23 protein-coding genes and 2 pseudogenes are annotated in these 23,674 nt (G+C 62.0%); 14 read left to right on the top strand and 11 right to left on the bottom strand.

Features of this window, described 5'->3' with window-relative positions:
- The gene (locus HWN72_RS21945) at positions 1 to 384 is read left to right on the top strand and encodes a hypothetical protein (protein ID WP_248006230.1); all 384 of its coding nucleotides are present in this window, start codon (positions 1 to 3) and stop codon (positions 382 to 384) included.
- A gap of 485 nt (positions 385 to 869) precedes the next feature.
- Here the strand turns inward: HWN72_RS21945 and HWN72_RS21940 are convergent, their stop codons facing one another.
- From HWN72_RS21940 to HWN72_RS21910, 7 genes are all read right to left on the bottom strand, one after another.
- The gene (locus HWN72_RS21940) at positions 870 to 3,479 is read right to left on the bottom strand and encodes a PAS domain-containing protein (RefSeq protein ID WP_211151356.1); all 2,610 of its coding nucleotides are present in this window, start codon (positions 3,477 to 3,479) and stop codon (positions 870 to 872) included.
- A 170-nt stretch (positions 3,480 to 3,649) separates the two neighbouring features.
- Positions 3,650 to 4,018 carry a response regulator gene (locus tag HWN72_RS21935; protein ID WP_211151355.1) on the bottom strand — a complete coding sequence of 123 codons (369 nt, stop codon included), beginning with the start codon at positions 4,016 to 4,018 and terminating at the stop codon, positions 3,650 to 3,652.
- Positions 4,019 to 4,061: 43 nt separating this feature from the next.
- Entirely contained in the window at positions 4,062 to 5,480 is a 1,419-nt protein-coding gene (locus HWN72_RS21930; RefSeq protein ID WP_211151354.1) for an ATPase domain-containing protein, read from the bottom strand.
- A gap of 27 nt (positions 5,481 to 5,507) precedes the next feature.
- A complete protein-coding gene (locus HWN72_RS21925) occupies positions 5,508 to 5,768 on the bottom strand; it encodes a hypothetical protein (protein WP_211151353.1) in 261 nt (86 codons plus the stop codon).
- A 321-nt stretch (positions 5,769 to 6,089) separates the two neighbouring features.
- On the bottom strand, positions 6,090 to 8,867 hold the full coding sequence (gene mobF / locus HWN72_RS31895) for a MobF family relaxase (protein WP_211151352.1): 2,778 nt from the start codon (positions 8,865 to 8,867) through the stop codon (positions 6,090 to 6,092).
- Positions 8,868 to 10,718, bottom strand: coding sequence for a type IV secretion system DNA-binding domain-containing protein (locus tag HWN72_RS21915; protein WP_211151351.1), 1,851 nt, complete (start codon positions 10,716 to 10,718; stop codon positions 8,868 to 8,870).
- Positions 10,719 to 10,747: 29 nt separating this feature from the next.
- Positions 10,748 to 11,158, bottom strand: a complete 411-nt coding sequence (locus HWN72_RS21910; RefSeq protein WP_211151350.1) for a hypothetical protein — start codon at positions 11,156 to 11,158, stop codon at positions 10,748 to 10,750.
- Between the two features lie 254 nt (positions 11,159 to 11,412).
- Between HWN72_RS21910 and HWN72_RS21905 the strand changes: the two genes are divergently transcribed.
- From HWN72_RS21905 to HWN72_RS21890, 4 genes are all read left to right on the top strand, one after another.
- A complete protein-coding gene (locus HWN72_RS21905; protein ID WP_211151349.1) occupies positions 11,413 to 11,754 on the top strand; it encodes a hypothetical protein in 342 nt (113 codons plus the stop codon).
- On the top strand, positions 11,751 to 12,758 hold the full coding sequence (locus tag HWN72_RS21900; RefSeq protein WP_211151348.1) for a hypothetical protein: 1,008 nt from the start codon (positions 11,751 to 11,753) through the stop codon (positions 12,756 to 12,758). Before HWN72_RS21905 ends, HWN72_RS21900 begins: the two co-directional genes overlap by 4 nt.
- Positions 12,739 to 13,230 carry a hypothetical protein gene (locus HWN72_RS21895; protein WP_211151347.1) on the top strand — a complete coding sequence of 164 codons (492 nt, stop codon included), beginning with the start codon at positions 12,739 to 12,741 and terminating at the stop codon, positions 13,228 to 13,230. The genes HWN72_RS21900 and HWN72_RS21895 overlap by 20 nt, the downstream gene beginning before the upstream one ends.
- Positions 13,231 to 13,582: 352 nt before the next feature.
- Positions 13,583 to 14,170, top strand: a complete 588-nt coding sequence (locus HWN72_RS21890; protein ID WP_211151346.1) for a hypothetical protein — start codon at positions 13,583 to 13,585, stop codon at positions 14,168 to 14,170.
- A 136-nt stretch (positions 14,171 to 14,306) separates the two neighbouring features.
- Here the strand turns inward: HWN72_RS21890 and HWN72_RS21885 are convergent, their stop codons facing one another.
- Positions 14,307 to 14,591, bottom strand: a complete 285-nt coding sequence (locus tag HWN72_RS21885; protein WP_211151345.1) for an RNA polymerase sigma factor — start codon at positions 14,589 to 14,591, stop codon at positions 14,307 to 14,309.
- Complete coding sequence (locus HWN72_RS21880; protein ID WP_211151344.1) at positions 14,588 to 15,505, bottom strand: ArdC family protein; 918 nt, start codon at positions 15,503 to 15,505, stop codon at positions 14,588 to 14,590. The genes HWN72_RS21885 and HWN72_RS21880 overlap by 4 nt, the downstream gene beginning before the upstream one ends.
- Before the next feature lie 821 nt (positions 15,506 to 16,326).
- Here HWN72_RS21880 and HWN72_RS21875 point away from each other — a divergent pair.
- From HWN72_RS21875 to HWN72_RS21860, 4 genes and pseudogenes are all read left to right on the top strand, one after another.
- On the top strand, positions 16,327 to 16,803 hold the full coding sequence (locus tag HWN72_RS21875) for a MucR family transcriptional regulator (RefSeq protein WP_211151343.1): 477 nt from the start codon (positions 16,327 to 16,329) through the stop codon (positions 16,801 to 16,803).
- 98 nt (positions 16,804 to 16,901) lie between these two features.
- Positions 16,902 to 17,156 (top strand): hypothetical protein, encoded by a 255-nt coding sequence (locus HWN72_RS21870; protein WP_211151342.1) that lies wholly within the window; start codon positions 16,902 to 16,904, stop codon positions 17,154 to 17,156.
- Positions 17,157 to 17,368: 212 nt separating this feature from the next.
- A pseudogene (locus tag HWN72_RS21865) lies at positions 17,369 to 17,920 on the top strand (transposase); the annotation flags it as partial.
- Between the two features lie 29 nt (positions 17,921 to 17,949).
- Entirely contained in the window at positions 17,950 to 18,582 is a 633-nt protein-coding gene (locus HWN72_RS21860; RefSeq protein ID WP_211151392.1) for a DUF3131 domain-containing protein, read from the top strand.
- A gap of 308 nt (positions 18,583 to 18,890) precedes the next feature.
- On the opposite strand, the gene HWN72_RS21855 is transcribed toward HWN72_RS21860, so the two are convergent.
- Positions 18,891 to 19,430 (bottom strand): hypothetical protein, encoded by a 540-nt coding sequence (locus HWN72_RS21855; RefSeq protein ID WP_211151341.1) that lies wholly within the window; start codon positions 19,428 to 19,430, stop codon positions 18,891 to 18,893.
- A 50-nt stretch (positions 19,431 to 19,480) separates the two neighbouring features.
- Between HWN72_RS21855 and HWN72_RS21850 the strand changes: the two genes are divergently transcribed.
- From HWN72_RS21850 to HWN72_RS21835, 4 genes are all read left to right on the top strand, one after another.
- Positions 19,481 to 19,687, top strand: a complete 207-nt coding sequence (locus tag HWN72_RS21850) for a hypothetical protein (protein ID WP_211151340.1) — start codon at positions 19,481 to 19,483, stop codon at positions 19,685 to 19,687.
- A 192-nt stretch (positions 19,688 to 19,879) separates the two neighbouring features.
- On the top strand, positions 19,880 to 20,698 hold the full coding sequence (locus tag HWN72_RS21845) for a DUF1206 domain-containing protein (protein ID WP_211151339.1): 819 nt from the start codon (positions 19,880 to 19,882) through the stop codon (positions 20,696 to 20,698).
- 321 nt (positions 20,699 to 21,019) lie between these two features.
- On the top strand, positions 21,020 to 21,307 hold the full coding sequence (locus HWN72_RS21840) for a hypothetical protein (protein WP_211151338.1): 288 nt from the start codon (positions 21,020 to 21,022) through the stop codon (positions 21,305 to 21,307).
- Between the two features lie 282 nt (positions 21,308 to 21,589).
- Positions 21,590 to 21,877: a PAS domain-containing protein gene (locus HWN72_RS21835; protein WP_256434610.1), complete on the top strand. Its 288-nt coding sequence runs from the start codon at positions 21,590 to 21,592 to the stop codon at positions 21,875 to 21,877.
- 3 nt (positions 21,878 to 21,880) lie between these two features.
- Here HWN72_RS21835 and HWN72_RS21830 read toward each other — a convergent pair.
- Positions 21,881 to 22,105, bottom strand: a pseudogene (locus HWN72_RS21830) (transposase); the annotation flags it as partial.
- Positions 22,106 to 22,355: 250 nt separating this feature from the next.
- Here HWN72_RS21830 and HWN72_RS21825 point away from each other — a divergent pair.
- The gene (locus HWN72_RS21825; protein WP_248006229.1) at positions 22,356 to 23,567 is read left to right on the top strand and encodes an IS110 family transposase; all 1,212 of its coding nucleotides are present in this window, start codon (positions 22,356 to 22,358) and stop codon (positions 23,565 to 23,567) included.
- Positions 23,568 to 23,674: the final 107 nt, after the last annotated feature.

Raw genomic sequence — 23,674 nt, 5'->3', positions numbered from 1 at the left:
TTGGCTTTTTTGGCAGACCTCAGAACCCGCCGGTCCGGTATCCCATGCCCGCCGCGCTACTTCCCGTGGCAGTTCGATGTTGATTTCGAGGCGATCGGCCGTGGTGGTCCCCAGGACATCTTCGATGCCCAGCTCGACGTGCGTGAGCTGCTGCGTTCGCAGGACAAGACCGAGTGGGTCATCATCTCCACCGGCATGTTCATGAGCTACCTGTTCGAGCCAGACTTCGGCGTTGTGGATCTGGAGAACAACGAGGTTCACGCACTCGGCAGCCTGGACAACGCCGTGACGCTGACGACACCTGACGACATCGGCGTGCTGACAGCCGAAATCATGTTCTTCGAGCGTACTGATCCGCAACGAGATCGTCTTCCTTGCCGGTGACACCGTTACCTACGGCGGGGTCGCGGACGAGCTCGAGGCGAACGGCTCGATCGGTGTGGAACCGCTCAATGCAGCCGATATCCCCTGACACCGAGTTAGGACGGCCAAACCCCCTCCTCCAAACATCATCGCCTCGGTAAATCGACGGACAGACGAAAATCAGGTCTTCTCGGACACCATGAGCGGGGCTCAGCGTATTTCTGGATCCGTTCTATGTACCGCCCCCCGAACAGCGGCAAAGTCCCACGACCTTCCGACAGCACGCGACCAAAGGCTGCTCATTACGGGACAATTGCTGCGAAGCCGCGAACGTCCGCTTCAACTAAACTGGCCGCTTCCGTGCATGATCGTAAATAAAAGCCTCGTCCCACGACTTTCAGGCAATAATCGACCAGATTTTACTGATTGCCTCTAATCGCCAAGCTTGACGTCTTGGCAGAAAACCCGACATCTGCATCTGAGATCAGGAAAAAAGCGGCTCGCAACTAGGAAAGCAACGCCTTTATCCGGGACGCAAGCGCTTCCATCGTGAAAGGCTTGGTGATAATCTGCATGCCGACTTCAAGATGTCCATGATTTAGAACAGCATTTTCAGCATAACCAGTGATGAAAAGGACTTTTAGGTCCGGCTGATTTGATCGTAGCGCGTCGGCCAATTGCCGACCGTTCATGCCTGGCAAGCCGACGTCTGTCACCAGGAGGTCGATCTTTCCACCTCGGGCGATAATGTCCATGGCTGTCGGCCCGTCAGGGGCTTCGATGGCGGAATAGCCAAGGTCGCCAAGCGTTTCGGTGATGAGCAGGCGAATGGTCGCCTCGTCATCGACAACCAAAACCGTTTCGGTGCCCTCTGCGCGCGGTGCTGATGAAAAGTCTGCTTGCGATGCTTCGTCTTCGACGGCTTGGCCGTTGCGGGGCAGGTAGATGGTGACGGTGGTACCAAGCCCAGGTGTGGAATGAATCCGGACCTGGCCGCCGGACTGCCGTGCGAAGCCGTAGATCATGGACAGACCCAGCCCCGTGCCGCTGCCGATAGGCTTGGTCGTGAAGAATGGCTCGAAGGCTCGCGAAATCACCTCCGGCTCCATACCGCTTCCCGTGTCGCTGACCGAAACACAAACAAAATGGCCTGGGTCAATGTCGCGCTCGCGACCGAAAGTTTCATCGACACGGCAATCCTGCGTCTCGATCATCAGACGTCCGCCATCGGGCATTGCGTCGCGCGCGTTGATACACAGATTGAGAATCGCGTTTTCAAGCTGATTTGGGTCGACCAAGATCGACTTCAGGTCCTCTGCGAGCTTTGTTTCCACGACGATGGACGGACCAACGGTTCGCCGGACCAAATCGTCCAGTCCACTGACCAGTCTGTTCGCATCGGTTGGACGGGGATCGAGCGTCTGCCTTCGGCTGAACGCCAGCAGCCTGTGGGTGAGTGCTGCCGCCCGCTTCACCGCATCCTGCGCGGCGGTCATGTATCGGCCGATATCGGAGGCTCGACCCTGTTCGATACGCAAATTGATCAGTTCGAGGCCACCGCTGATTCCGGTTAGGAGATTGTTAAAGTCATGTGCCAAGCCTCCGGTCAGTTGCCCGACGGCCTCCATCTTTTGCGATTGTCGCAGGGCATCTTCGGCGGCCACTAGTTCTGCGGTGCGCTCGGCCACCTGGCGCTCGAGCGATGTGGCCAGATCCGCCAATTCTCGCTCGGCGCGGCGGCGCTCGACAGCGTCGCGGGTGCGCTCAGCCACTTCGCGCATGAAAGCGATATCGTCTTCAGACCAATGCCGCGGTGCCTCGTTGTTGACGAAAATGAGAGCGACGAACCCGCCTTGCTCATGAAGGGGCATGTTGATGAAGGCGCGCGCACTGATCGCTTCCAGAACAGCCGACGTCTGAGCCGTGCGCGGATCGAGGCGGGAGTCATCGACACTTACGGTCTCACCGCGCTTTAGGTCCTCGATATAGGTGCCATGCGCGCGAAACTGGAGGGTGCCCGCTATGGTGGTGACGCCGGCGGCATTCCAGTCGCGTTCGATCGTGATCGTTTCGTTGACAGGGTCGACCATGCCATAGCCCGCGCGGCTGACGCCAAGAGTCTCCCCTAGGACTTCTGCCGCAGCATGGGATATGTCAGCACTATGATCGAGATCGCGAATCAGGTCATGGAGACGTACGAGCGCCTGGCGCTTTAGTTCTTCACGCTTGGCATTGGTGATATCGACCGAAACCCCGGCAACCCGCAACAGTTTACCCTCGACATCGACGAATGGCTGTCCGCGCGACGAAATCCAGCGTGTGCTGCCGTCGGGCCAGACGATGCGATATTCTTCCTGATATTCGCGGCCCTTCAAGCCAGCTTCGATCATCTTGTCGATCGCCCGGCTGCGGTCGTCGTGGTGGACGGCCGCGATCCGATCCTCGAACGAGAAGGGCTGATCGAGCGGTCGGCCGAAGAGCATCTTGCACTCTTCCGAGGCGGTGAGCGTCCGCGAGGCTAGCTCGAAGCTCCACGTACCAAAACCGCCCGCCCGCAATGCGAGCGCCAACTCGCGCTCGCGCTCCTGCTGGGTAAGCAAACGATTGCTCACTTCCGCCATCAGCGCGGCATTGTCGCGCTCCAGGCCGGATAGACGCTCACGTTCAAGCGTAACGTCAACCTGACTTGCGAAGAAATAGGAAAGTCTCTGGTCCGCGTCGAACACCGGGGCCATGAGGAGCCGATTCCAGAATGGCTCGCAATTCTTTCGGTAATTCTGGATATCCACCTCAACCGGTTCGGCCTGCTCCACCGCATGGTGCAGCTTGCGCCTTGTCTCGGGATCCGTGTCCTTGCCCTGTAGGAACCGACAATTGCGACCAAGGATTTCATCACGCTCGTAGCCGGTCAGCCTGCAAAAGGCGCCGTTAGCGAAGACCACCGGATTATCTGGAAGCCTGGGATCGGTGATGATCATTGGCATGCGGGTCGAATGGACGGCGGCGACGAACGGATCAGTGAAAGGGTCAAGCCCGCTCAATTCGCTGGTAATACGTTCGTCATCTGCGACGCTTTTGCCAGAGCGACTGTGAGGAATGTTGGCGTGGTCGGTCAAATTGGCTTCCTCACGAGTGCAGCGGGACAGCTGCGCCGATGCGCAACGCAACCCTGATAGGGCAAATTATGCAACGAAGCACGTCGCGAACGTCGCAAACCTATACCGAGTGATTTGGGTAAAAAGAGGCTGAGGAGAGCTTATGGATTCTTTCGATGTGCGGCAGGCCGTTATTCCTGGTCTGTCGCAACATGGTTTGCGATGGCTTCCAGAATGGCGCTGTTCCTATAGGGCTTGTCGAACACCGCCTGAAAAAGTTCGGGCCGCTCACGGGCGATGTTACCTTGCGCGCCGCTGACAAGAATGATCGGCAGGTTTGCAAGCGCCGCATCTGCGCGCACCGCCTCGGCGAACTCCAGACCCGTCATCATGGGCATCATAAAGTCGGTGACTACTAAATCGGGCCGTCTCTTACGCACCGCAGCGAGTGCGGCCTCGCCGTTGGAAACGGTGTCCACCTCGTACCCTTCGTCCTCCAATATGTTGGTAAGCATCATGGCGAGGAGAAATTCGTCGTCCACTACGAGGATATGCGCCATAGTCTAGTCTCTCCCCGGGTTCATCCCCACGGCTGTGTGCCGCTTAGCGTTGAGGATGGGGAGGCACCTGGCGGGCACTGAGCGCCCCGCCGAGCATCAACCCGTTCGGAGCGAAGTCCACCGCGTGGACCGACGTGTCGAAATGGCTGTCGCGCATCTTTTGGATAGAGACAGCCCGAATAAGCTGGTCGTCCTCCTCAAAGAGCCGCAGGAGGATCATATTGTCGAGAATGGCGGAAATTTCCCTGGCTGGTGCCGCGACGTCGGAACCGACCAGTTCGCGGATTTCCCACGTCGCCAACGTGGTAACGCCTTCGGCTCTGAGTTGATCCATCAGACAGGCGAAAAACTCAATGAGCCGCGGGCGGTGAACAGCCGCGCGTTCAAAACCGCCGAAGCCATCGATGAACAGTCTCTTGATACAGAGCGAGCGCACCTGAGCGAGCAACTGATGGGCCAGCTTGTCCAGCATATTGTCCGCGAGCGGCATGCGTTCGATTGTCAGGACCTGGCCTTCCTGATCGGCCAGGCGAATGCCGAGAGCCGCCGCTTTAGTGCGCAGGCGATCGGGCGTTTCGAAGAAACCGAAATGAAGCGCGGGTTCAGCATCGCTTGCCTGCGACAGAAAATGAATGCCCAAGGTCGTCTTGCCACTGCCGGAAGGGCCGGCCAGCAAGGTGATCGAACCTTCAGGAAGGCCGCCGCCCAGCATCGCATCAAGCCCAGGAACGCCGATGCTGAGCTTGCTCTCGGCCCGGACGCTGGCCTCAACCCGTGCCGGCAGAGACTCGATTCGGGGGTAGACGGTGATGCCCTCATCGCTGATTTCGAACTTGTGAAGGCCCCCCAGCGCCCGGCTGCCGCGCGACTTGCGGACCTGCAGCTCGCGCACGGTGCGCACGCCGGCAAGCGTATCGGTGAGATCGATCACGCCATCGACCATCGTATGTTCGGGATTGAGGTCGGTCACGCTGGAACTGGTGAGGAAAAGCACTGTACAGCCAACGAAGGCGGCCTGACCCTGCACCTCCGCGACGAACGTCTTGACGTCGAAGTCCGTGTCGGCGCGATCCCGTGCGTTAAGCAGACCGTCAAACACGAGAAGAGTGGCGTCCTGACGTTTGGTTTCCTTGCGCAACATCTTGACGACGGCATCGAGCCCTTCGTCGCGCAGAGTCTGGAAGACGCTGATATAGGTGATCGCCGCACCCAACTGCGAGCGGTCGAAAAAGGCCAGCGGATCCATGGTCTGGAACAGCCGCTCATGGCTTTCGGACAGGAGCGTGACATAGAGCACCCGTCCGCCTCCCGCGATATGCGCGAAGGCGATCTGGTTCGAAAGGATCGTCTTGCCCGCTCCCGGCTGCCCCTGGATGATGTAGGAGGCGCCGGAGATGAAACCGCCCGCCAAAATCTGGTCCAGGCCGTCTATCCCGCTTGTTAGACGGTGTGCGTGCTGCATTGGTGGGTATCTCCTGGAGCGGTCGTGTTATGCTCCTACCGTTCCCGCGCGCCGGGTAAAGCGAAAGCTCGAACCTTCCTCGATTTTAGCAATTTTCATAAGGCCGCGGATTCCTGTCAGGAGCATTGCCTTGTCGCAAGGCTTGTTGACGACAGCCTGGAACAGGTCGGGATGGCTACGTTCGATCTCAGCTTGCGCGCCGCTCATCAGCACGATCGGCACATCGCAAATCTGCCGTTCGGCGCGAACCGCGCGGACGAGATCAAGGCCGGTCGTGACCGGCATCATGAAATCAGTGATGATAAGGTACCGAGCACATGCTCTTGCGCAGACTGAAGCATCACCGCCATTGAAGGTTGTTTCGATATCGCAACATTAATTCCCAAGAATGTCGGCGAGTAGCATGAGAAGCTGTGAAAGGCCGCAAGATATTCTCGGGCCATTTTCTTTGAATGCGAAACCGTGAACAAGGTAGCGGGGGCCTCTGGCGGGACAGACCGGTTCTGGGTTGGAAGTCGCCTCAGAGCAGGGGAGTTGCGAACGGCGGCAAAGTCCCAACCTCGGCCGTTCCCGCTTTTCTTTTACCCTGATGATATTGCCTTTGATAGCTCATCCGAGCCCGATTCCACGGCTCTGCGCTGGCTTGTGATTGTCAATTATGCGCTCGCCGCGTGATGATGCGATCGCGCTATGCCGTTCTCCGCTTCTGCTCTCGATAGCGTCCGCCAGCTTCTCCTTATCGTCGGTATAGATTGCAGCGTGCTGCCGGGCACGGCTAATCGCGACATAGGCGGACCTTGCATCCACGGTATTCGCCCGGAAGCTTTCCAGATGCGTCATCGACCGATCCGCTGTCGCGCCTTGGCTGCCATGCACGGTGCCTACCCACCCGTGCCGGATATGCCGGTCACCGGTATTGTCGAGCGACAAGGTATGCTCGTGCCCGCGGGCGTCGACGGCAGTCATGGTGCGTGCCTCGGCATCGATACCGACCACCGCCGCAGTCGCGCCATTCACCCGGCCGGCCTGACGATCGTTGCGAGTAAACTGCACGCGGTCACCTGCCGCAAATTCACGCTGCACTTCGGCGAAGCTTTCGACCTGCCCCCGCCCCCACTTGTCGAGACGCCACTCGATCGCCCGCCCCTGCTGGTCGTGAAGCGCGATCCGGTTGGCATCGCTGTCGACATGTACCACCCGGTAAGCCTGCCCCTTCTCGATACCGTGCCGCTCGTAGTCGCGCCGGAAGGTCACCACGTCGCCGACTTCGTACCCGCGCGCATGGCGCGCCTCCTCCCGGGTCAACCCCTTGCTCTCCAACGTCGCTACGGTGAGCCCCTCGCCCCGGATCGTGCCATCCTTGCGCAACTCAGCCCGAATAGCCTGCGTCAGCAGCTCACGCCCCTCGCGCGTGGTGTCCATGACCAGCGTGCGCTCACGCTCCCGGACAGACAATGCGGCATAGTCTCGGGCCATGGCGATGCGCCGGTCGGCAACATCAGCAAGCTCGGCGACACGGCCCCCACCCCGGTCCAGCGCCTCCAATGCCCGTTTCCCGTCGCCAGCGATCGTCGCCTGTACCGCTTCGCGCGTAAGGTCGTTCTGCTGCCGCACGATCTTGTCGAGCACGAAAGTCCGCATACCGGCGTCCTGCAGCTGACCAAAAGCCCGGCCAGCCTCGACACTGCCAAGCTGCTTTACATCGCCGACCAGCACCACCCTGGCGTTCGCGCGCTCAGCCATGCCGAGCAGGCGCGCCATGTCGCGCGCACCGACCATCGAGGCCTCGTCGACGATCCAGGCTTCGCGGGCCTTGGCGGCATCGGCTATGAGCTGCTCGCCCGTCAGCACCGCCTTGGCAACCGTATCGCCCTTCGTGCCGGTCGCATCACCGAGTAACGCTGCCGCCGCCGCCGTGGGCGCAAAGGCGCGAACCTGATAGCCCGCACTGCGCATCCCTTCCGCATAGGTCGCGAGCACCGTGGTCGTCTTGGCCGTGCCGGCATAGCCTTGTACGCCCGCGACACGGTCGTGCCCCGCCAGCAAGCCAATGGTCGCAGACTGCTGACCCTCAATCCACTTGTGCCCCTCAGCCTCGGCAAAGAACGCAGCCGTGGTAACGATCCGCGCCGCGTCCTGCCGCGAATGCGGCGCTGCGGCTGCATTCCGCCCGGCATGCTCTATCGCCAGCATCCGCCGTTCGGTCGCCACGGCCTCCCGGGTTGTGAAGCCCTGCCCCGCCGCCCCCCGTTCGCGTGCAACCAGTTCACCACCTGCTCGTGCCCTACCGACGGCAGCCGCGATCTCGGCCGCGCTCACCTTGCCGCCCGCATGTTCGCCGGCGCGCGCTTCCAGGGCGGCGGCACCGAACACCGCCTCGCGCTCCGACAAATGACGCGCGGCAGCGGCGACGGCTAGTGTTGCGGCAATCTCCGCCCTCCCCGTCTCCGCCAATCCGCGTGGCCCATCCTTTACCGCGCGGCTCTCCGCAGCTACGATCGCCGCGATGCGCTCGGCCTCCCCGAAGCCGGCCGCATCAGCCTGGGCCCGCCAGCCCGGTACCAGCGCCTCGCGCGGGATCTCTTCCTTAGCCTGACGGGTGGCCAGCGTCAGCGTCGCCTTCTCGGCCGCAGTCGCATTGGCCCGGGTCTTGCCGCGCTCCGCCAGCGCGGCTTCCACCTGATTACCCCGCGCGCTGAATTGCCGGATCGCAGCCTCAGGAACGACTGCCAGCTCGAACATCGAGCCCTTGGCCTCCCGCAGCGCATAGCCGAGCTGACGCGCCTCTTGCGCCAGCGCCTGCCGGTAGATCGCGCCCGCATCCTTATAGATGCGGAAGAAGGACAGGCTTTCCAGACTGCGCCATATGCCCGCCTTGTCCTGCGTGGCGTTGAGGATCACAGCATGGGTGTGAAGCTGGGGATCCTGTGCACGGCTGGTATTGTGCCGGAAGGTCGCCACCGCCAGCTTGCCGGTCTCGACCGTCTTGATCTCCCCGCCCTCACGAACCCGGGTCGCCGCGCCGTGCCGCTCGATATAATCGAGGGCCGTGCGCACCGCTTTGTCGTGGGCGCCTATGAGGCGCCGGTCACCGGCGACCTCAGCCATGATCGACACCGACTTGGGTGCGGAGAAAGTCACATCCCACCCCGGCCGATGCTCGCGCTCACCGTTCCGGATGGTACCAAGCTGCCGGCCATTGGGCAGTTCGCCTTCGAGGCCGCTTTTGAAGGCGGCGCGGTCCACCTCGCCGACCAGCCCCAGCGCCCTGGCACCCTCGCCGAACCAGGCGCTCGGCGCTTCCCCGCCTTCCGAATAATAGTCGTCAGCTTCGTAGTAGCTGGAAGCCTGCGCGGCGCTTTTCAAAGCTGCGACGCTGGCAACCACTTACAGCGCTCCCCCGGCGGTGCGGTCCTCGCCTGGATCTGGCATCGCTACCGCAGGAACAGGCGATGATGTCGGCGCCGGCTCCGACGCCGGCACCTGTACCGATACCCTCGCAGTTCCAAGAGGGACGGTAGCTTCCGCGATGTCGGGCCTCTCCATATGCGATCGACTGATCGCCACGCGCGCGATCGGCAAGCCCGACAAGCGCAAAAAGCCGGTCAGCGGCGGCAAGTGACCGATCTCGCTGTCGAGCACGATCTGCTTGGTCTGCCGTAAGGTCGAGAGCGAACCCTTGTCGCTCATGGCGTCGCTGTCGAGTGACGCGCTCGAGCGATGCTCTTCGATCTCCGACCGCCCCAGCAGCTCGGTGGCCCATCTGGTACTCTCCGGATCGCCGAGACGCATGACAAGCTGCGTGCCGGTCTGACCGACGATCGTGCCTGTGGCATGCTGGCCGTAGGTTTCACGAAGCTGACCGATCGCCTGGAAGGCGATCACCACCGCTGCCCCAAACTTGCGCCCCTCGGGGAGCAAGCTCAGCAGCCCCGATGCGCGCGGCAGCGCCGGCAATTCGTCCAGGATCAACCACGCCCGGGGCGCGCCGCGGATCGGCCGGTCCAGGATCGCGGCCACGGCGCAGTCCAGCCAGCACCCCAGCAGCGGTTTTGCCGCGGCAAAATTGCGCTTGCGCGAAGCCAGAAATATCCAGGGGTTCGCGCCTTCGATGTCCGGCAGGCGCTGATAGAAGTCGTCGAAGCTGAGGCTGGGTCCATCCCCCGCCGTCCGCTTCAATGAGCCGACGATCTTCGCCGCTTCGGCAAGGCAGAACAGCACGCTCGCGGTCGCCTTGTCGGCATCCTTCTGGAATACCCGCGATGCTTCGGTCCCGCGCGTCAGGGTCGCCAATTGATCGGGGGTCATGTCGCGAAGGGCATAGACCAGTTCACCGACACTGCCCCTGCCCTGCTCCCAAAGGCGCCGGATCACAGCAGCGGCGACGAGCCGGGCCTGATCGTACCAGACATCATCGCCAGTAGCGTTGCCTCCCGGCTTCGGAACGATGAACCCTGCCAGCCGGTCGGCATCGGAGGCAGAGCGCACATCATCGAACGGGTTCCAGTAGGCGCACCGCTCGTCAAAGGGATTGAGGATCAGGTCGCCGCGTTCGGGACGGTAGTAGCGCGCGACATAGCCGCCATCGACATCATGGACGAACGCATGCTGACCGCGCCGTTCCACCTCGTCGAGCAGCGCCCAGATCGCGGTCGTCTTGCCGGTGCCCGTCGCACCGGCAAGCAGGAAGTGCCGAGCCTCCTCGCTCTCAGGGACTGGCACCCCGCCGATCGTTACCGGATGTGTTCCAGCGCCAACCGAGACCATGCGCGCAAGCGTCTTTGCATCCACCCGCTCGGCGCCGCGCACCGTGCGGTCGCGGCCGGCGCGCTCGCCTTCCGCCAGCCAGGCCCGGCGGCGCCAGCGGTACAGCGGTATGCCGATGGCGATCCCGCACAGCACCGCACAGATCCCCATCCGCCATAGCAGGCGCTTGAAGGCACGGGTGGCCGGACTCTCCGCAGCGAGGATTTCATCACGCACCGCAACCCGGGCGCGCGCCTCGTATGTCTGGAGGTTCCGGCCGAACGGATCGAGGAGCTCACGTCCCTGAACCTTGAGATAAAGGCTGGCCCCGCGCCGGGTGAGGTCGGGTGCCGTCTTCCATCCCGCAAAGGCGCCCACGCCGGCACACACCAGGATCAAGATCGCCGCCACCTGGGCCCGGGCGTTGATGCCAGCCCAGCGCCGGTTCTGGCTCGCCTGACCGCGCGAGAGGATTTCTGCGCGGCGCGTCATCGATCAGACTTTGCCCCGACGCAGCGCCATCAGAAATCGGCCTTCGCTTTGGCGAGCTGCCGATCGAAGATCCGATCCGCGTCGAGCGCGATCTGCTTCAGGCGCTCCTCGCCTTGGCCTGGTTCCGCGAGCGCCGCCGCATAAGCAGCCCCGGCCGCATAAAGGGTCCGCTGGATCAACCGATCGGTCAGTTCCGAACGCGTCGTCAGCCGCTCTATCGCTTCGCGCAGTGCTTCCACATCAGGGGAATTTGGAAGCGCAGCGGCAGTGCTGTCAGAGCCGGCAGGCTCGGCGCCCCTGCCCCCGACCAGCGCTGCGATGCCCAGCTCGAGCGCGCGAACCGTCGCCTGATAGAGCGGCAAGCCGACATCCGCCGCGTACCCTTTTAGCGCAGCAGCCTGAGTATCTGTTACTCTTCCTGTCAGCATCACACGTGCCATCGCCACCTACCTCGGCAGTATGCGGAGAGAATACGCACTTTCATAAATAAGTATAGTCCACGTTGACACCGCTTTCCATGTATGTTGCCATTGGTCATCTGGTCACTGCGACCACATATCGACTACGCTATGGAGGCAGCACACGTGCGTAGGGTGTGGACAAAAACAGAGCGAGGCAAAGCCTCGCCCCTTCTTCCTTCGGAATACTTACCCGAGCGTTCATCATGGCGCTAAGCGGGTTCGCCTCCGGCGCCTTGGTGGCAGCTCCGATGGCGGCGGTGCTGACGTGGCTGACGGTCACCTGGCAGCAGCACGTCGACATCCGGGTCGAGCGCGACACCGCCGTCGTGCGGGCCGACAGGGCTGCATTCGACGCGGGGTTCAACCTTGACTGGCAGGCGATGGCGGGGCGGCGGCTGGAGCCGACATCGAAGCTGGCATCAGGGGCGACAGGCTGCGATCCGAGCGCCGCAGCCGAGCTTGCACGCCTGCGCCAGCGGGCGAGCGAGCTCGAGCAAAGACTGGCGGGCAGCTCTGCGGATCGCGCCGCCGATGCGCAGGAGCTTCGCGCTCTGATGAAGGAGACAAACCGATGATCTCGGTGCGCTTTGTCGGTCCCTGCTTCCTGCTCGCGATGCTGTCGGCCTGTGGTTCGGGTGGACCCTCGCTCTCGGGATCGGCCTCGGAAAGTTCAGGCTCGAGCTCGAGCTTGTCGAGCCTGTGGGAGAAGGTGCGCGCGCTCGGCTTTGAAACCGGCAAGACCTACGAGATGCCGGCGACCGGGATCATGGCCGATGCCTTCCTTGCCGATATCGAAGCGCGCGGCATGCCGCTCGATGCCCTTGCGCGCATGCTCCTCTCACCGGGTGAACAAGGGCGGCCGCGCTTCGATGTCTCGGTCGAGGCGCATGTCGTGCCCACCCGCGTAGAGATTGCCGAGACTGGCATCGACAAGATGCGTAGCATAACCCCGCTCGATCCCGATCACATCGTCTACGCCGCTCCCATCGCGCTCGCCATGCAGCCGCGCAAAGGCTGGGAAGTGGAGGCCATCGACGACCGCCACGTCGACCCGCAGTTCGACACGCCGTTCTTCCGTGCTCATCGCCGGCCTTCGACGTATGACGAGGAACTGCACATCCGCTACATGGAGATGCTGGCGATCTCGGCGATCTACACCAACACTGTGTTCGCGCTGATCGACAACGAGCTTGGAACGTCCCGCCTGTCTGACCCGGAGGCTGCCCGCAGACAGGTGCTGATCACGTTTCAGGCGATCCCGATGGATACCCTGAAGGCCGCGCTCGTAGAGGCGGCGAACCAGGTGGTCGGTGGCCGCTTCTCCACCGACCTCACGGGCTCGGGCAACATCCATTTCACGCATATTCCGGCCGGCGATTTTGTCGCCGATCCGCGTGGGCTGACCTGGACCAGAGCCGGAGGCGTCTGGTTCGGCGATGGCCGGATCAACGGGCAGACTGTCAATCTGCGGCTCGCCTCGACATCCTCGTTGTCGCAGCGCCAGGCGCAGACTGGAACGCAAGGCACGAACGCTGAGGCGAAAGTTGAGGGAGGTGCGAATGTTGGTCCGGTTCAATAGCACCGTGCTGGAGACCTACGATCCCGATTGGGAGGCGAAGTGGGACCGGGCTCATGCCATGATGCGCGAGCTTGAAGTGAAAGACTGGTCCAGCCTGACAGCGGAAGATCGTGACCGGCTCGACAAGCTGCGCCGGTCGTTGCCCGTCATTTTCGATGCGAGTCATCGTACCCCAAACGACTACATCCGGTTTCACCTTTCGTTGACACTCAAGGAAGCCGATGAACTCGGTATCTGGGCTTGGATGCCTGTTCTTCCAGATGATGCTGATATCGATAGGACGCGTGCGGCGGTTGCCGAGGTTTCGCGCTATATCGAGACGGTGAAGCGACGTCGCACCACAGTCGAAATGTGTCGGCGGGCGGGATTGAAGCCAGGATACGTTAGCACGCCGCCCAATCTCACCTGGCGTACCCGTTGGGCTATGCTGCAGTACCGGCTCGGTCGATCTGCAAGACGTCGCGGCAAGTAACGCCAGCTCGAAGACGGGCGATGACATCGCCCGAGGCTGCGGCAACGGCCGGCCGCTGCGCATCATTCACGCAAAACTTGGCGAGCGGATTCGCGTCTGATATCGTGGCCGGGCGCTGCGCAAAAGGCGGCGCCGGGACTGGTAATCCCGCCAATGGCTCAACTCGGAAAACACGGTTTTCCGGGGTGCCGTCGCGCATGTCCAAACCTTCGGGTGAAAGGCGGCGGCGCATGTCATTGGCATGTTACCAGCTCCGGCGGCTCCCGCGCGTTAGCGTGCGGGAGTTCGGGGTCGGTCCGCGTGATACTCCGAGGTCTTCCGTTACCGCTCCTGACGCGGACCGGAGGTGCATATGGACAGTATCGTTCCTGCTACGTCATCTCGCCTTGGCGCTGCAGCGCCGGGTGCTGCGATCATCACGTTGCCCGGGGAGAGCTCCGAGCTCGGCGCGCTGTGGCGCCGCTACGATGCCCGGCCGGTCCGGCTCGTGCGCACGCGCGAGGGACGCAATTTCAGTTTCGTTCGCTTCGAGCGGGCGCATTCATTCATGGCGGGTATGGCGCGCCCCGCCGATGAAGACATGGCCGATTATCTTTACTCGGCCGGCATTGTCGCACAGCTTGCGATATCATCGCACCTGCTCGATGTGGGCTTTCCGGACATGTGGTGCGCCAAATACATTGGTCTCCACGTTGACCGTTCCCTCGCCTACGCCAACGCCACGGGCTTCGGGTACGAGGATACCGATACCGAACGCCTGATGCAGGTGCTGTCGCCTTATTGGAAGTGGAACACCATGAGCCAGATGCAGGGCATCGAGCCGGACGATGGCGGCTTTACGCGTGAGGATGTCGCCGGGATCATCGCCGCTCTGGTGGACCACGTCGCGGAGGTGACAGGGCACAGCCTGAGACCGGGACGTCGTGCTGCGCGATCGTGATCGCGCAGCACGACATGGCGAGCCGGATCGCGTCGCGAAATGCCGTCTTCGATTCTGGCGATGGTTGCCCCTGCCCCCGCCCCCGGCCAATTGAATTGATGCTGCCGCCCGGCATGCCGGGCGGCAGCGACAACTGTCACCAACCGTCCCGTTCCTGCCTGTCCATAGAGCGCACGAGCATCACCAGCGCGTAGACAAAATGCCGCCGGGCCTGTCGGCGGGAAAGGCCAAGCCGCGCGGCGATCTCGTCTGTGCTCAGATCCTCGGCGCGTGCCAGCCGGAACACTTCGCGGTGCAGCGCGGGCAGCGATGCCACTGCCCGGTGCATCCGGCGCATCTTCGGATCCTCAACCTCCGGGAAGGCGTCACGCAGGCGCGCCTCCTTTCTGCGCTGCTGCCATAGGGCGATACGCTGGATCATGACCGTCCCTCCCCGAATGCGAGGAGATAGTCGGCGCCCTTGCTGGCCGCGCTCGCTGCCCGGAAGATCGCCTTCTCATCGGCGCGCATTGCCTCAAGCCACGCTCCGATGTAATCTGCATGCCTGACCGTGGGCTGGATGCCCAGCGTTGCGCAGGTGAAAGCCGCCGTCATCTCGGCCGCCAGTTCCTCTTTCGCATACGCCACCGAGCCGAACCGCCCGGACTGATCGCGCTCCAGCCGCCCCTTACCGCCGACCCAGTGCCCCATCTCGTGAAGCGCTGTGCGAAACCAGTTTATGGGCTCATGAAACGCGGCCTGCGGCGGCACCTGCACATAGTCCTGCCCCGGCGAATAGAATGCCTCGCTCCCGCCGATCCGGAAGTCTGCACCGCTAGCGGCAATCAGCCTGTCCACCTCGGCAATCGCCATGACGGGATCAGGCACGGCTGCTTCCCCTCGAAGGTCGTCCGGCAAGCCCTCGCATTGGTCGAGGTTGAACACGACAAAGCGCTTCAGAAACGCAACGGTGCGCGCCTCACGGTGTTCGCCCTGCGCCTTGGCGGCTTCGTCCTTGGGCGTGAAGCGATCGGCGTAGCAGACCACCGTTCCCTTCTCGCCGCGCCGCACGTTCCCGCCTGCTGCTGCGGCCTGCTTGTACGTCAGCCACCGCTGCGAGCCGAACCCGCCGCCGATCCCTGCTGCCCATAAAATGAGCACATTAATCCCCGAATAAAACCTTCCGGACACCGCGTTCGCCGGCATCGTGCATGGACACTTCGAAGCATCCCACGGCTGCACCCACGGCAACCGGCCCTCTTCCAGCTCGGCGATGATCCTTGCGGTTACCTCTCCATAGAGGCTCTTACGTTCGGTATGGCTCACGGCTTCTTCACTCCTTTCCTCAACCGCCATTGACCGGCGCCAGGGTGGCGGGGGGCGGCAGGAGCGGACCAACAGCCCCGCCGGCCAAGGCGGGGCGCACCTGACAAGGCCGCAACGAAGTGGAGGACCCGGGAGTGAAACGGACGGGTTGCGCACCGGCGAGGCGGGGCTACAGGGCTGCGACGCCCCCCGTCACCTTGATGCCGCCAAAGGCCCCACGCCGCCGGGCCACAGGCTCGGCGACCGCCGAAGAGCGGCAAAGCCTTTCGCCCGGTCTGCTTCGAGCAGGACGGCACGCGTCATGCGATCGTTACGGCTGTGCCGACAAGACGCCGCCAGGCGGCTTGGCTGAAGCGGAGCGGAAGTAGAGCGCGATCAGGGCATGGCCCTGAGACGCCACTCCCTTTCCTACTCGCCCTCGCCTTCGCCTGGAACGAGCAAGTACCTCGCGCCTGCGGAACGGAGAGTAGGCAGCGCATGTCAGACTGCGACTGGAAGACAACCAGCGGCTGCCCCGTCGTCTCGCCGCCAACGACAATGACGATTGCATAGTGTGAGCTACGGTAACTGCGCAAACCTCGATCGATGGCGACAGAGTATAAACTTCGTCTGGCGTCGTAGTGCGCAGCTCGAATGCTCGGATCTGCGCGCCCGGCCTCGGGTCTCACTTAGAATTTCGGGCCAATCGCATCTTCGCTGGCGGGGATTAACATCGGCTTCACGGATCGTGAAATATAAGTCAGCGCATACGACCCACCTCACGACCCATCTGATGATATTATTATTGTGATGGGTGGATAAATACCGACTTGCGCATTATCCTGCAGACAGTCGCTTGATAGGAGCCAGAATTGGCCATCGAAAACGAAATACTCATTACGCTTGCCGCCGAGATCGTCGAGGCACATGTCAGCAACAACAGAGTCGCGGTGGGAGAGGTCAGCACGCTGATTGAAAAAGTCTACGGCGCCTTGGAAAAGCTCGGTGCGCCGACCGAGGTGGTGGAAGAAAAGCCCAAGGGCGCCGTCTCCATCCGCGCCTCGATCAAAGCCGAGCATCTCGTCAGCATGATCGACGGCAAGCCCTACAAGATGCTCAAGCGGCACCTGACCTTGCACGGCTACACGCCCGAGAGCTACCGCGAAGCGTTCGGCTTGCCCAGCGACTATCCGATGATCGCTGCCAGCCACTCGCAAAAGCGCCGGGAGATCGCCAAGACCCTCGGTCTCGGCCGTAAGCGCAAAGCCCCCGTCGAGCCCGTCGTCGCCGCCAAGCCTGCCCGCAAGCCGCGCGCCAGGAAAGTCGTGACCGAACTCGCCGAGGGCTAACGAGAGGAACGGCGGACATCGCGGAGAACCCCGTCGTTGGCTGGAGCATCGGAATTTGGCATCGTTCTCATCGCAGCTGTATTTGGAAGGCGCGAGCGATGCCAGATCATGACGAGGAGCACTATGAAGGCGGCGAAGCCTGGGCCGACATTCTGGCGCGCCGCTCGCCCGAAGGTCGCGCGGTCGTCGAGCAGTTAAATCGCGCCGAGGAAGCAGCGTTGGCCATCCAGCAGCGCGTCGTGCTCGCAATCACTGAGACGCGCGACGTCACCAACGATTTTTGCGCGTTTGAAGCGGCGCTCGCCGAGGTGGAGCGGATGCGATCCGAGGTCTATCGCATGGCGCGGCAGTGATGCAGTGCACTCGGCGAGGTTTTGGCTGCGTGCAATTGTTGACGTGAGTTGGTCGGAACTTCGCAGAGCTGAATCCACGACGCGAACGGCGACGAGTGGGACATTCGCGACGGTCGGCTTCGGAGCAACAATTTTAGGATAGCTGACATTCCACGGGGACTGTCAGGAATTCCGTGTGTGAGCGGGCATAATGGGTAAGAAGGAGACCCTGTATGCCTCGACGCAAGGAGCCGGCGATCCCGGCTGATTTACTCGATCAACTCTTGGCCGGCAGCGATGCGGCCAGTGCGCTCCAGCAGGGCGGCCTGCTGGATTCATTGAAGAAGGCGCTGGCCGAACGGGCGCTCAACGCCGAGATGGATTACCACCTTGGCGATGCCTCGCAGGTCGGGAACAGCCGCAATGGCTATGGCCGCAAGACGGTGGTGACGGAGACCGGCAAGATCGAGATCGAGGTGCCGCGCGATCGTCAGGCCAGCTTTGATCCGCAACTGATCGCCAAGTACCAGCGCCGGTTTCCGGGCTTCGACGACAAGATCGTCTCGATGTATGCGCGCGGCATGAGCACACGGGAGATCGTCGGGCACTTGCGCGATCTGTACGGTATCGACGTCTCGCCGGACCTGATCTCGACGGTGACCGACGCCGTGCTCGAAGAGGTCGCCGCCTGGCAGGCCCGACCGCTCGATCCGGCCTATCCGCTGGTTTTCTTCGACGCGATCCGGGTCAAGATCCGTGACGAAGGTCTGGTCCGCAACAAGGCTACGAGGAGTATGCGGCCAAGGGCTTCGCGCTGTGGGGGCATCCGGCGGCTGTCGCCGAGGTGCCCGCGCCTTATGCCTTGACCACGATCGAGGACGTTGCGATCGCGCATGACAAACGCGATGCGATGAACATAGGCGGCAGCAACCACGTCGTGACGGAAAGCGCGATGCTCGACGGCATAGAGTTCGGATGGGATCGCGCCGACGATGCGACGAGCGATGCCTTCGAATTCACCGACGGCTGGGCTGCGGCGCAGGCCTGGCACATCTATCTGGCGCAGGAGAAACGTGCCGAGCGCACAGGAATCCTGACCGCGCGTACAGAACATCAACTCGCGGTGGCTCCGCACTTCGTCTACGATACGGTCTTCGCCGACGGCAAGACATGGGCGACTATCAGTGCCGGCGGCGATCCTTTTCCGAGTGGGAGTGCCGTGGCCCTCAAGGCCGCGATAGGTCTTTGGGTGCTATGGCCGACGGCTTACACTGATAGTTTGTTCGCAGCGGTCTCCCGCGAATTCGACCCCGACCGCGGCGTCTATGAGGGTGTCCTGGAGGCGGGTGGACGTATCGGCACTTTCACCGCGAACAACAACGGCATCATCCTTGAGGCGCTAGCCTACAAAGTGAAGGGTCCTATGCTCCGCCTAAGATCCAGATAGCTGCGTCGCTCATGAATGAAATTTCGACAAAAGTCGAATGGGGAACTGCCTTTCCCAAAACCGACGCTCAATGAATTACGTATTGCTTCCCAGCGGGAAAGCGGAGTGTCCGCACCCCGGAAGAGAATTGGTGGCTTAACGGCTCAGGGTCGCGAATGAGTGCAAGCCGCTAACTCGGATTAGGGCACCTTGAATGCGAACGATATGAGTATGACCCATCGCCTCCAACGCCGGAGCTAACTGAAATGGCACGCGACGCCGATCGTGCAGGTCAGCCTTGCGCCCTGCCTGAACGGCTGGCCGCATTCTCAGGGCTGCAGGGTTCCCAACACCTCGACCGGACGCTCACCCGCCCCCGAATTGGGCGCTGGCTCAGGAAGCTGCGCATCCGCAGGCGCTGCTTCTGCCATTCGCACCTCCCGCATCGCCTGTTCTGCCGATCGGGCAGCGGTCTCGGCCGCATCCTCCAGCGCCAGCGGTTGGGCATTGTAGCTGGCGGTCATAGGCCCGGCCAACTCATCGATGGGGTATTCGACATAGTCATAGCGATCCGACGGCAGCGCATAGTCATTGTACGAGATATCGCGATCGTCCTGCACGGAGCCGGTCGGCAGCGATGCAGAATTGAAAAGCCACGTCGGCGTCACGTTGTCAGCGAGGGCATAGCTCTCGATCTCCTGCGAACCGCCATCGTAAGTGACATCGCCCTTCCAGCCATAACGGTCGCGCCAGGTGTCCTCGACTGAGCTGATTTGCGTGGGTACGGTGGTCGCGGCGATTAGTCCGAGTGCGGTCGCGCCCGCGATGCCGATGATCAGTGCGCTTTTAATGAAAGCGGGCGATCTCATCTCTCATTCCCCATCGACGCTGTGGCACAGGGGAAACGCGACGAAACGCCTTGGCGTTCCTCATTCTCGTCAGTTTTCACGAAGGCGCAATTCTGGCGGCTGACAATCTGGCGGACTTGAGCGATCCTTTCCATCTCCGCGCGCTCGTCGGCTCCACCCCCCACGAAATGGAAGACGATCTATTGTCGGTTGCGGCGGTGGATAGAGGCTGGGGTCTGGAAGGCGGCGTCGGTCACGTGGGTCGGAACCATCGCTGACAGTGTTCACTTCGGCCTCGATAGCTCCATCGTTTGCGCCATGTCTCGGCAGCGGGCGGAAAACGGGACTCATCAGCGAACTCCTGGCTACTCGCGGGTGCCGACTTCGCCAGTGAGCTTTCCGGTCCGGTTGACGCGCGCTGCTGGAACGCGGGTTGCCCCCATGCATTTCGAATGCGTTGGGAGAAAGACATGGCATACAGCGATAAAATGACGGCGCTTGCCCGGCTCGGTTTCGCTGCTCGCGGGCTCGTTTACATTTTGATTGGATGGCTTGCGCTCAACGCGTCGCGGACAGGGGCAGAACCGAGCGACAACCAGGGCGCGCTCGGCAGCCTTAGCGAAAAGCCACTGGGCCATGTCATACTGGCGATTTGCGCGGTCGGCTTTGCAGGTTATGCCTTTTGGAGAATTGCAGAGGGCATCCTCGACCCCGAGGGTCGCGGCAGTACCATTAAAGGCAAAGTGGAGCGCATCTCCTATCTCATCAGCGGAGCTGCTCACATCTCGCTCTGCCTCGTAGCGGGAAAACTTACTCTACAGCAGACATCTGGAAGACAAGGTAGTCCGGGGGACGAGACCGCGCAAAACTGGTCGGCGTGGGTACTCGACATGCCTGGCGGTCTGGCACTGTTGATCGGAGTAGGTATCGTTTTGTTTATTGTCGCCGCTGCGCAGGCGCACAAAGCATATCAGGCGAGTTTTGATGAACTGGGTGGAGATGTGCCAGCCCCGGCTTATGTGAGGTGGATCGGCAGGTTCGGATACGGCTCGCGCGCTGTGGTTTTTGCCGTGGTCGGTTGGCTTTTGATTGCCGCTGCCATTCATCATGATCCCGCCCGGGCTGGCGGTTTAGGGGACGCATTGAAAGAACTTCGTGCGCAACCAAAAGGCGTGGCGGTTCTATCGATAATTGGTGTTGGGCTAATGCTGTTCGGCGTCTTCAGTCTCGTTGAAGCCCGCTTCCGGCGCATTACCGTTCCGCAAGTACAAAGTCCCTTGCAGCGTTGAACATCGCCGGATCATATCGCTCATGGACTTGAGATCATTTCTACCGGCTATCATTAGGCACAGTTCGTCAAAGCAGCCAAAAAACCGTCGCGATGGCCAAGTCGTCCTGCCGTGAGCGGGAGCTTCAACACGATGTGATGGCATCGAACAGCCCAGTGGGCCTGTGGATGAAGGTGAAGCTGGTTCCCATGCGGGCGGAATGCAACTCCCGCTGCGGGTTCAGGACCTGCGCGCAGCGAACGGGCAGTGAGAACGTCTCTCAATTGGAACCGAGAAGGAGGATGCCAGTTAAGCGTATAATTGTATGCAGGAGAGGTGCAAATGGTCGAAGTTCACCGAGATATTCACGGTACTCGAGTTGTCGAAAAGCGTAGCAATGCGGGTCGCACAATTGCGATTGTCGCGCTCATCGTAGTCGCGGTCGTGGGCCTCCTGTTTGCAACAGGGTTCTGGAAAGCCGACGTTTCTGGCGGTGACATGCCCAAGGTCAGCGTAAAGGGGGGAGATCTCCCGAAGGTTGACGTCGATTCGAAGGAGGTCGTCGTCGGAACGAAGAAGACCGAGGTCGACGTCCCTACCGTAGGCGTGAAGGACAACGGCGAGAATTGAGGCATTTAAGATAATGCTCGGTCGGGCCCTTAGCGTTGCTGAGGGCCCTTTTTTGTGGCTGACGGTGCGCCTTCCCCGCCGACTTGTGAAACGGTCTTTTGATTTGCAGTCCTATCGCGATTGCGATCCGCCTCTCGCCTTCGGCGCAAAGAACGCGCAATCATGATACCCGGCTTCGATTGAGAAACCGCTGTGCGCCCCTTTGGCTTCAGGGCATTTTCCGGCCAGTAACATTCCGCTTCCAAATCGACGGCCCGCGCCCAGCTTCAACTGGATCGCGCCTTGCCTCACAGATATGGAGTCGCGGGCAAGCAGCAGGCCGCCATGGTGATGGCTACCGATCAGCGGATCATGACGAGCGGCCGCTCCGAACAGGTCGAGGAGGATGTGAATTTTGCCCATGGCCGGCGCGCGATCTGGCTGTCGACCAAATCACCGCTGCGGGATGCCGACGGTGCGGTGGTAGGTCTTGTCGGAACCTCTCTCGATATCACCGAACGAAAGGCCATTGAAGCCAGTCACCGCGAGATCGGGGACTGTCAGGAATTCCGTGTGTGGGCGGGCGGTTGAACATTACGCTGCCATGGCCTTGATGAAGCGTTCTCCGAACAGCACGGCGAACTGGGCCTTGGCCATAGACCACTCACGTGGCGGCATTTTCCACTCTTTCTCGGATCGGTTCAAGATCAGATAGAGCAGCTTGGTCGCTGAATCGTCGCTGGGAAAGTGCCCCCTGGCCCTGACCGCCCGTCGAAGCTGGGCATTCAACGCCTCGATGGCGTTTGTAACCGGTATGAGGATGCCGGTGCCAATGTTCCTGCTGCGACTCGCGAGTTGTGGCGTATGGTGCGACCATCCGGGACAGAGGCACCGGGAGCACGAATGTGCGGGCAGGCCGATGTATAGGATGAGCTTCGAGCTCGAGTTAGTAGCTGGCCGCCTCTGCGACTCGCCCGGTTGCGCCGAGAGCGCGGATCCGTAGGTGTCGTGTCGCCCGCCGCTCCCGTCATTGTGCTGACAGGAGGAACCAATGCGACGGGTTGTTGGAATGGACATCCACCGAACGTTTGGCGAGGTGGTGATTTGGGAAGACGGAAAGCTTCGGCACGCGGGTCGGGTCGATATGACCAGAACGGGGCTGGAGGGGTTTTGCAAAAAGCTGCAGGCGACCGACGAGGTCGTGATCGAGGCGACTGGCAACTGCATGGCGGTGTCCCGTGTGCTGTCGCCGTTCGTGGCTCGGGTGGTGATTGCCAATCCGGTCCAGGTGAAGGCAATCGCGCATGCGCATGTAAAGACCGACAAGGTCGACGCAGGCACCTTGGCGAGCTTGTATGCGGCCGGCTATCTGCCGGAGATCTGGACGCCTGATGCCGCGACGGAGCGCAAGCGGCGGCTCGTTGCGCGCCGGTATCAGATCGTGCGGCACCGGACGCGGATCAAGAACGAGGTGCACGCCATCCTGCATGCGCATCTGATCCCGCTCTGTCCGCACGCCGACCTGTTCAGCAAGGTCGGGCGTGGCTGGCTCGAACGACAGCCGGTACCCGATGACGAGCGGGTCGCGATCGAGCGTCATGTCCGCGAGCTGGACCGGATGGGCGAAGACCTCGCCGCCCTCGACAAGGAAATCGCCGGCGAGGCGCTCGATGACGCTGACGTCGCGCGGCTGATTTCGATCACGGGCGTCAATCTGACGGTCGCCACCGGGCTTGTCGCTGCGATCGGCGACATCAGGCGCTTCGCGAGCCCCCAGAAGCTCGTGAGCTATTTCGGCCTCAACCCGCGGGTACGCCAGTCCGGTCTTGGCGCGGCTCATCACGGCCGCATCAGCAAATCCGGACGCAGCCACGCACGTGCGATGCTGGTCGAAGCGGCTTGGGCGGCGGCAAAAGCGCCGGGTCCGCTGCATGCCTTCTTCGTGCGGATCAGGGCGAAACGTGGGCACCAGATCGCCGCTGTCGCGCTCGCCCGCAAGCTCACCGTGCTCTGCTGGCATCTGTTGACCAAGCAGACCGATTACCGGTGGGCACGTCCAGCGCTGGTCGCGACGAAACGACGCGCTATGGAACTGCGCTCAGGCCAACCTCAGAAGAAGGGCAACAAGCCAGGTCCGGCACATGCCTACAACGTCAAGGCGCTTCGAGATCAGGAAATGGATGTCGCTCGACACGCCGAGCAGGCCTACGAGCACTTCGTTGCACAATGGAAGACCAGGCCGAAGGTGCGCGGACGCTCCAAACCGGAAGGACTGTCATGAGGCGGCCTGGTGGAACCTGCATCCGATGTTCCGCTCTTCGCCACGGAGTCGCCCGCGCAGGAGATCCATAGCACATTTTTCGCCTGGAGGTCTTGTCGATCTCATCC

Origin of the sequence: Novosphingobium sp. HR1a, from assembly GCF_015594425.1 — a bacterium.
Classification (GTDB): domain Bacteria; phylum Pseudomonadota; class Alphaproteobacteria; order Sphingomonadales; family Sphingomonadaceae; genus Novosphingobium; species Novosphingobium resinovorum_A.
This window is presented reverse-complemented; position numbering and strand designations above follow the sequence as displayed.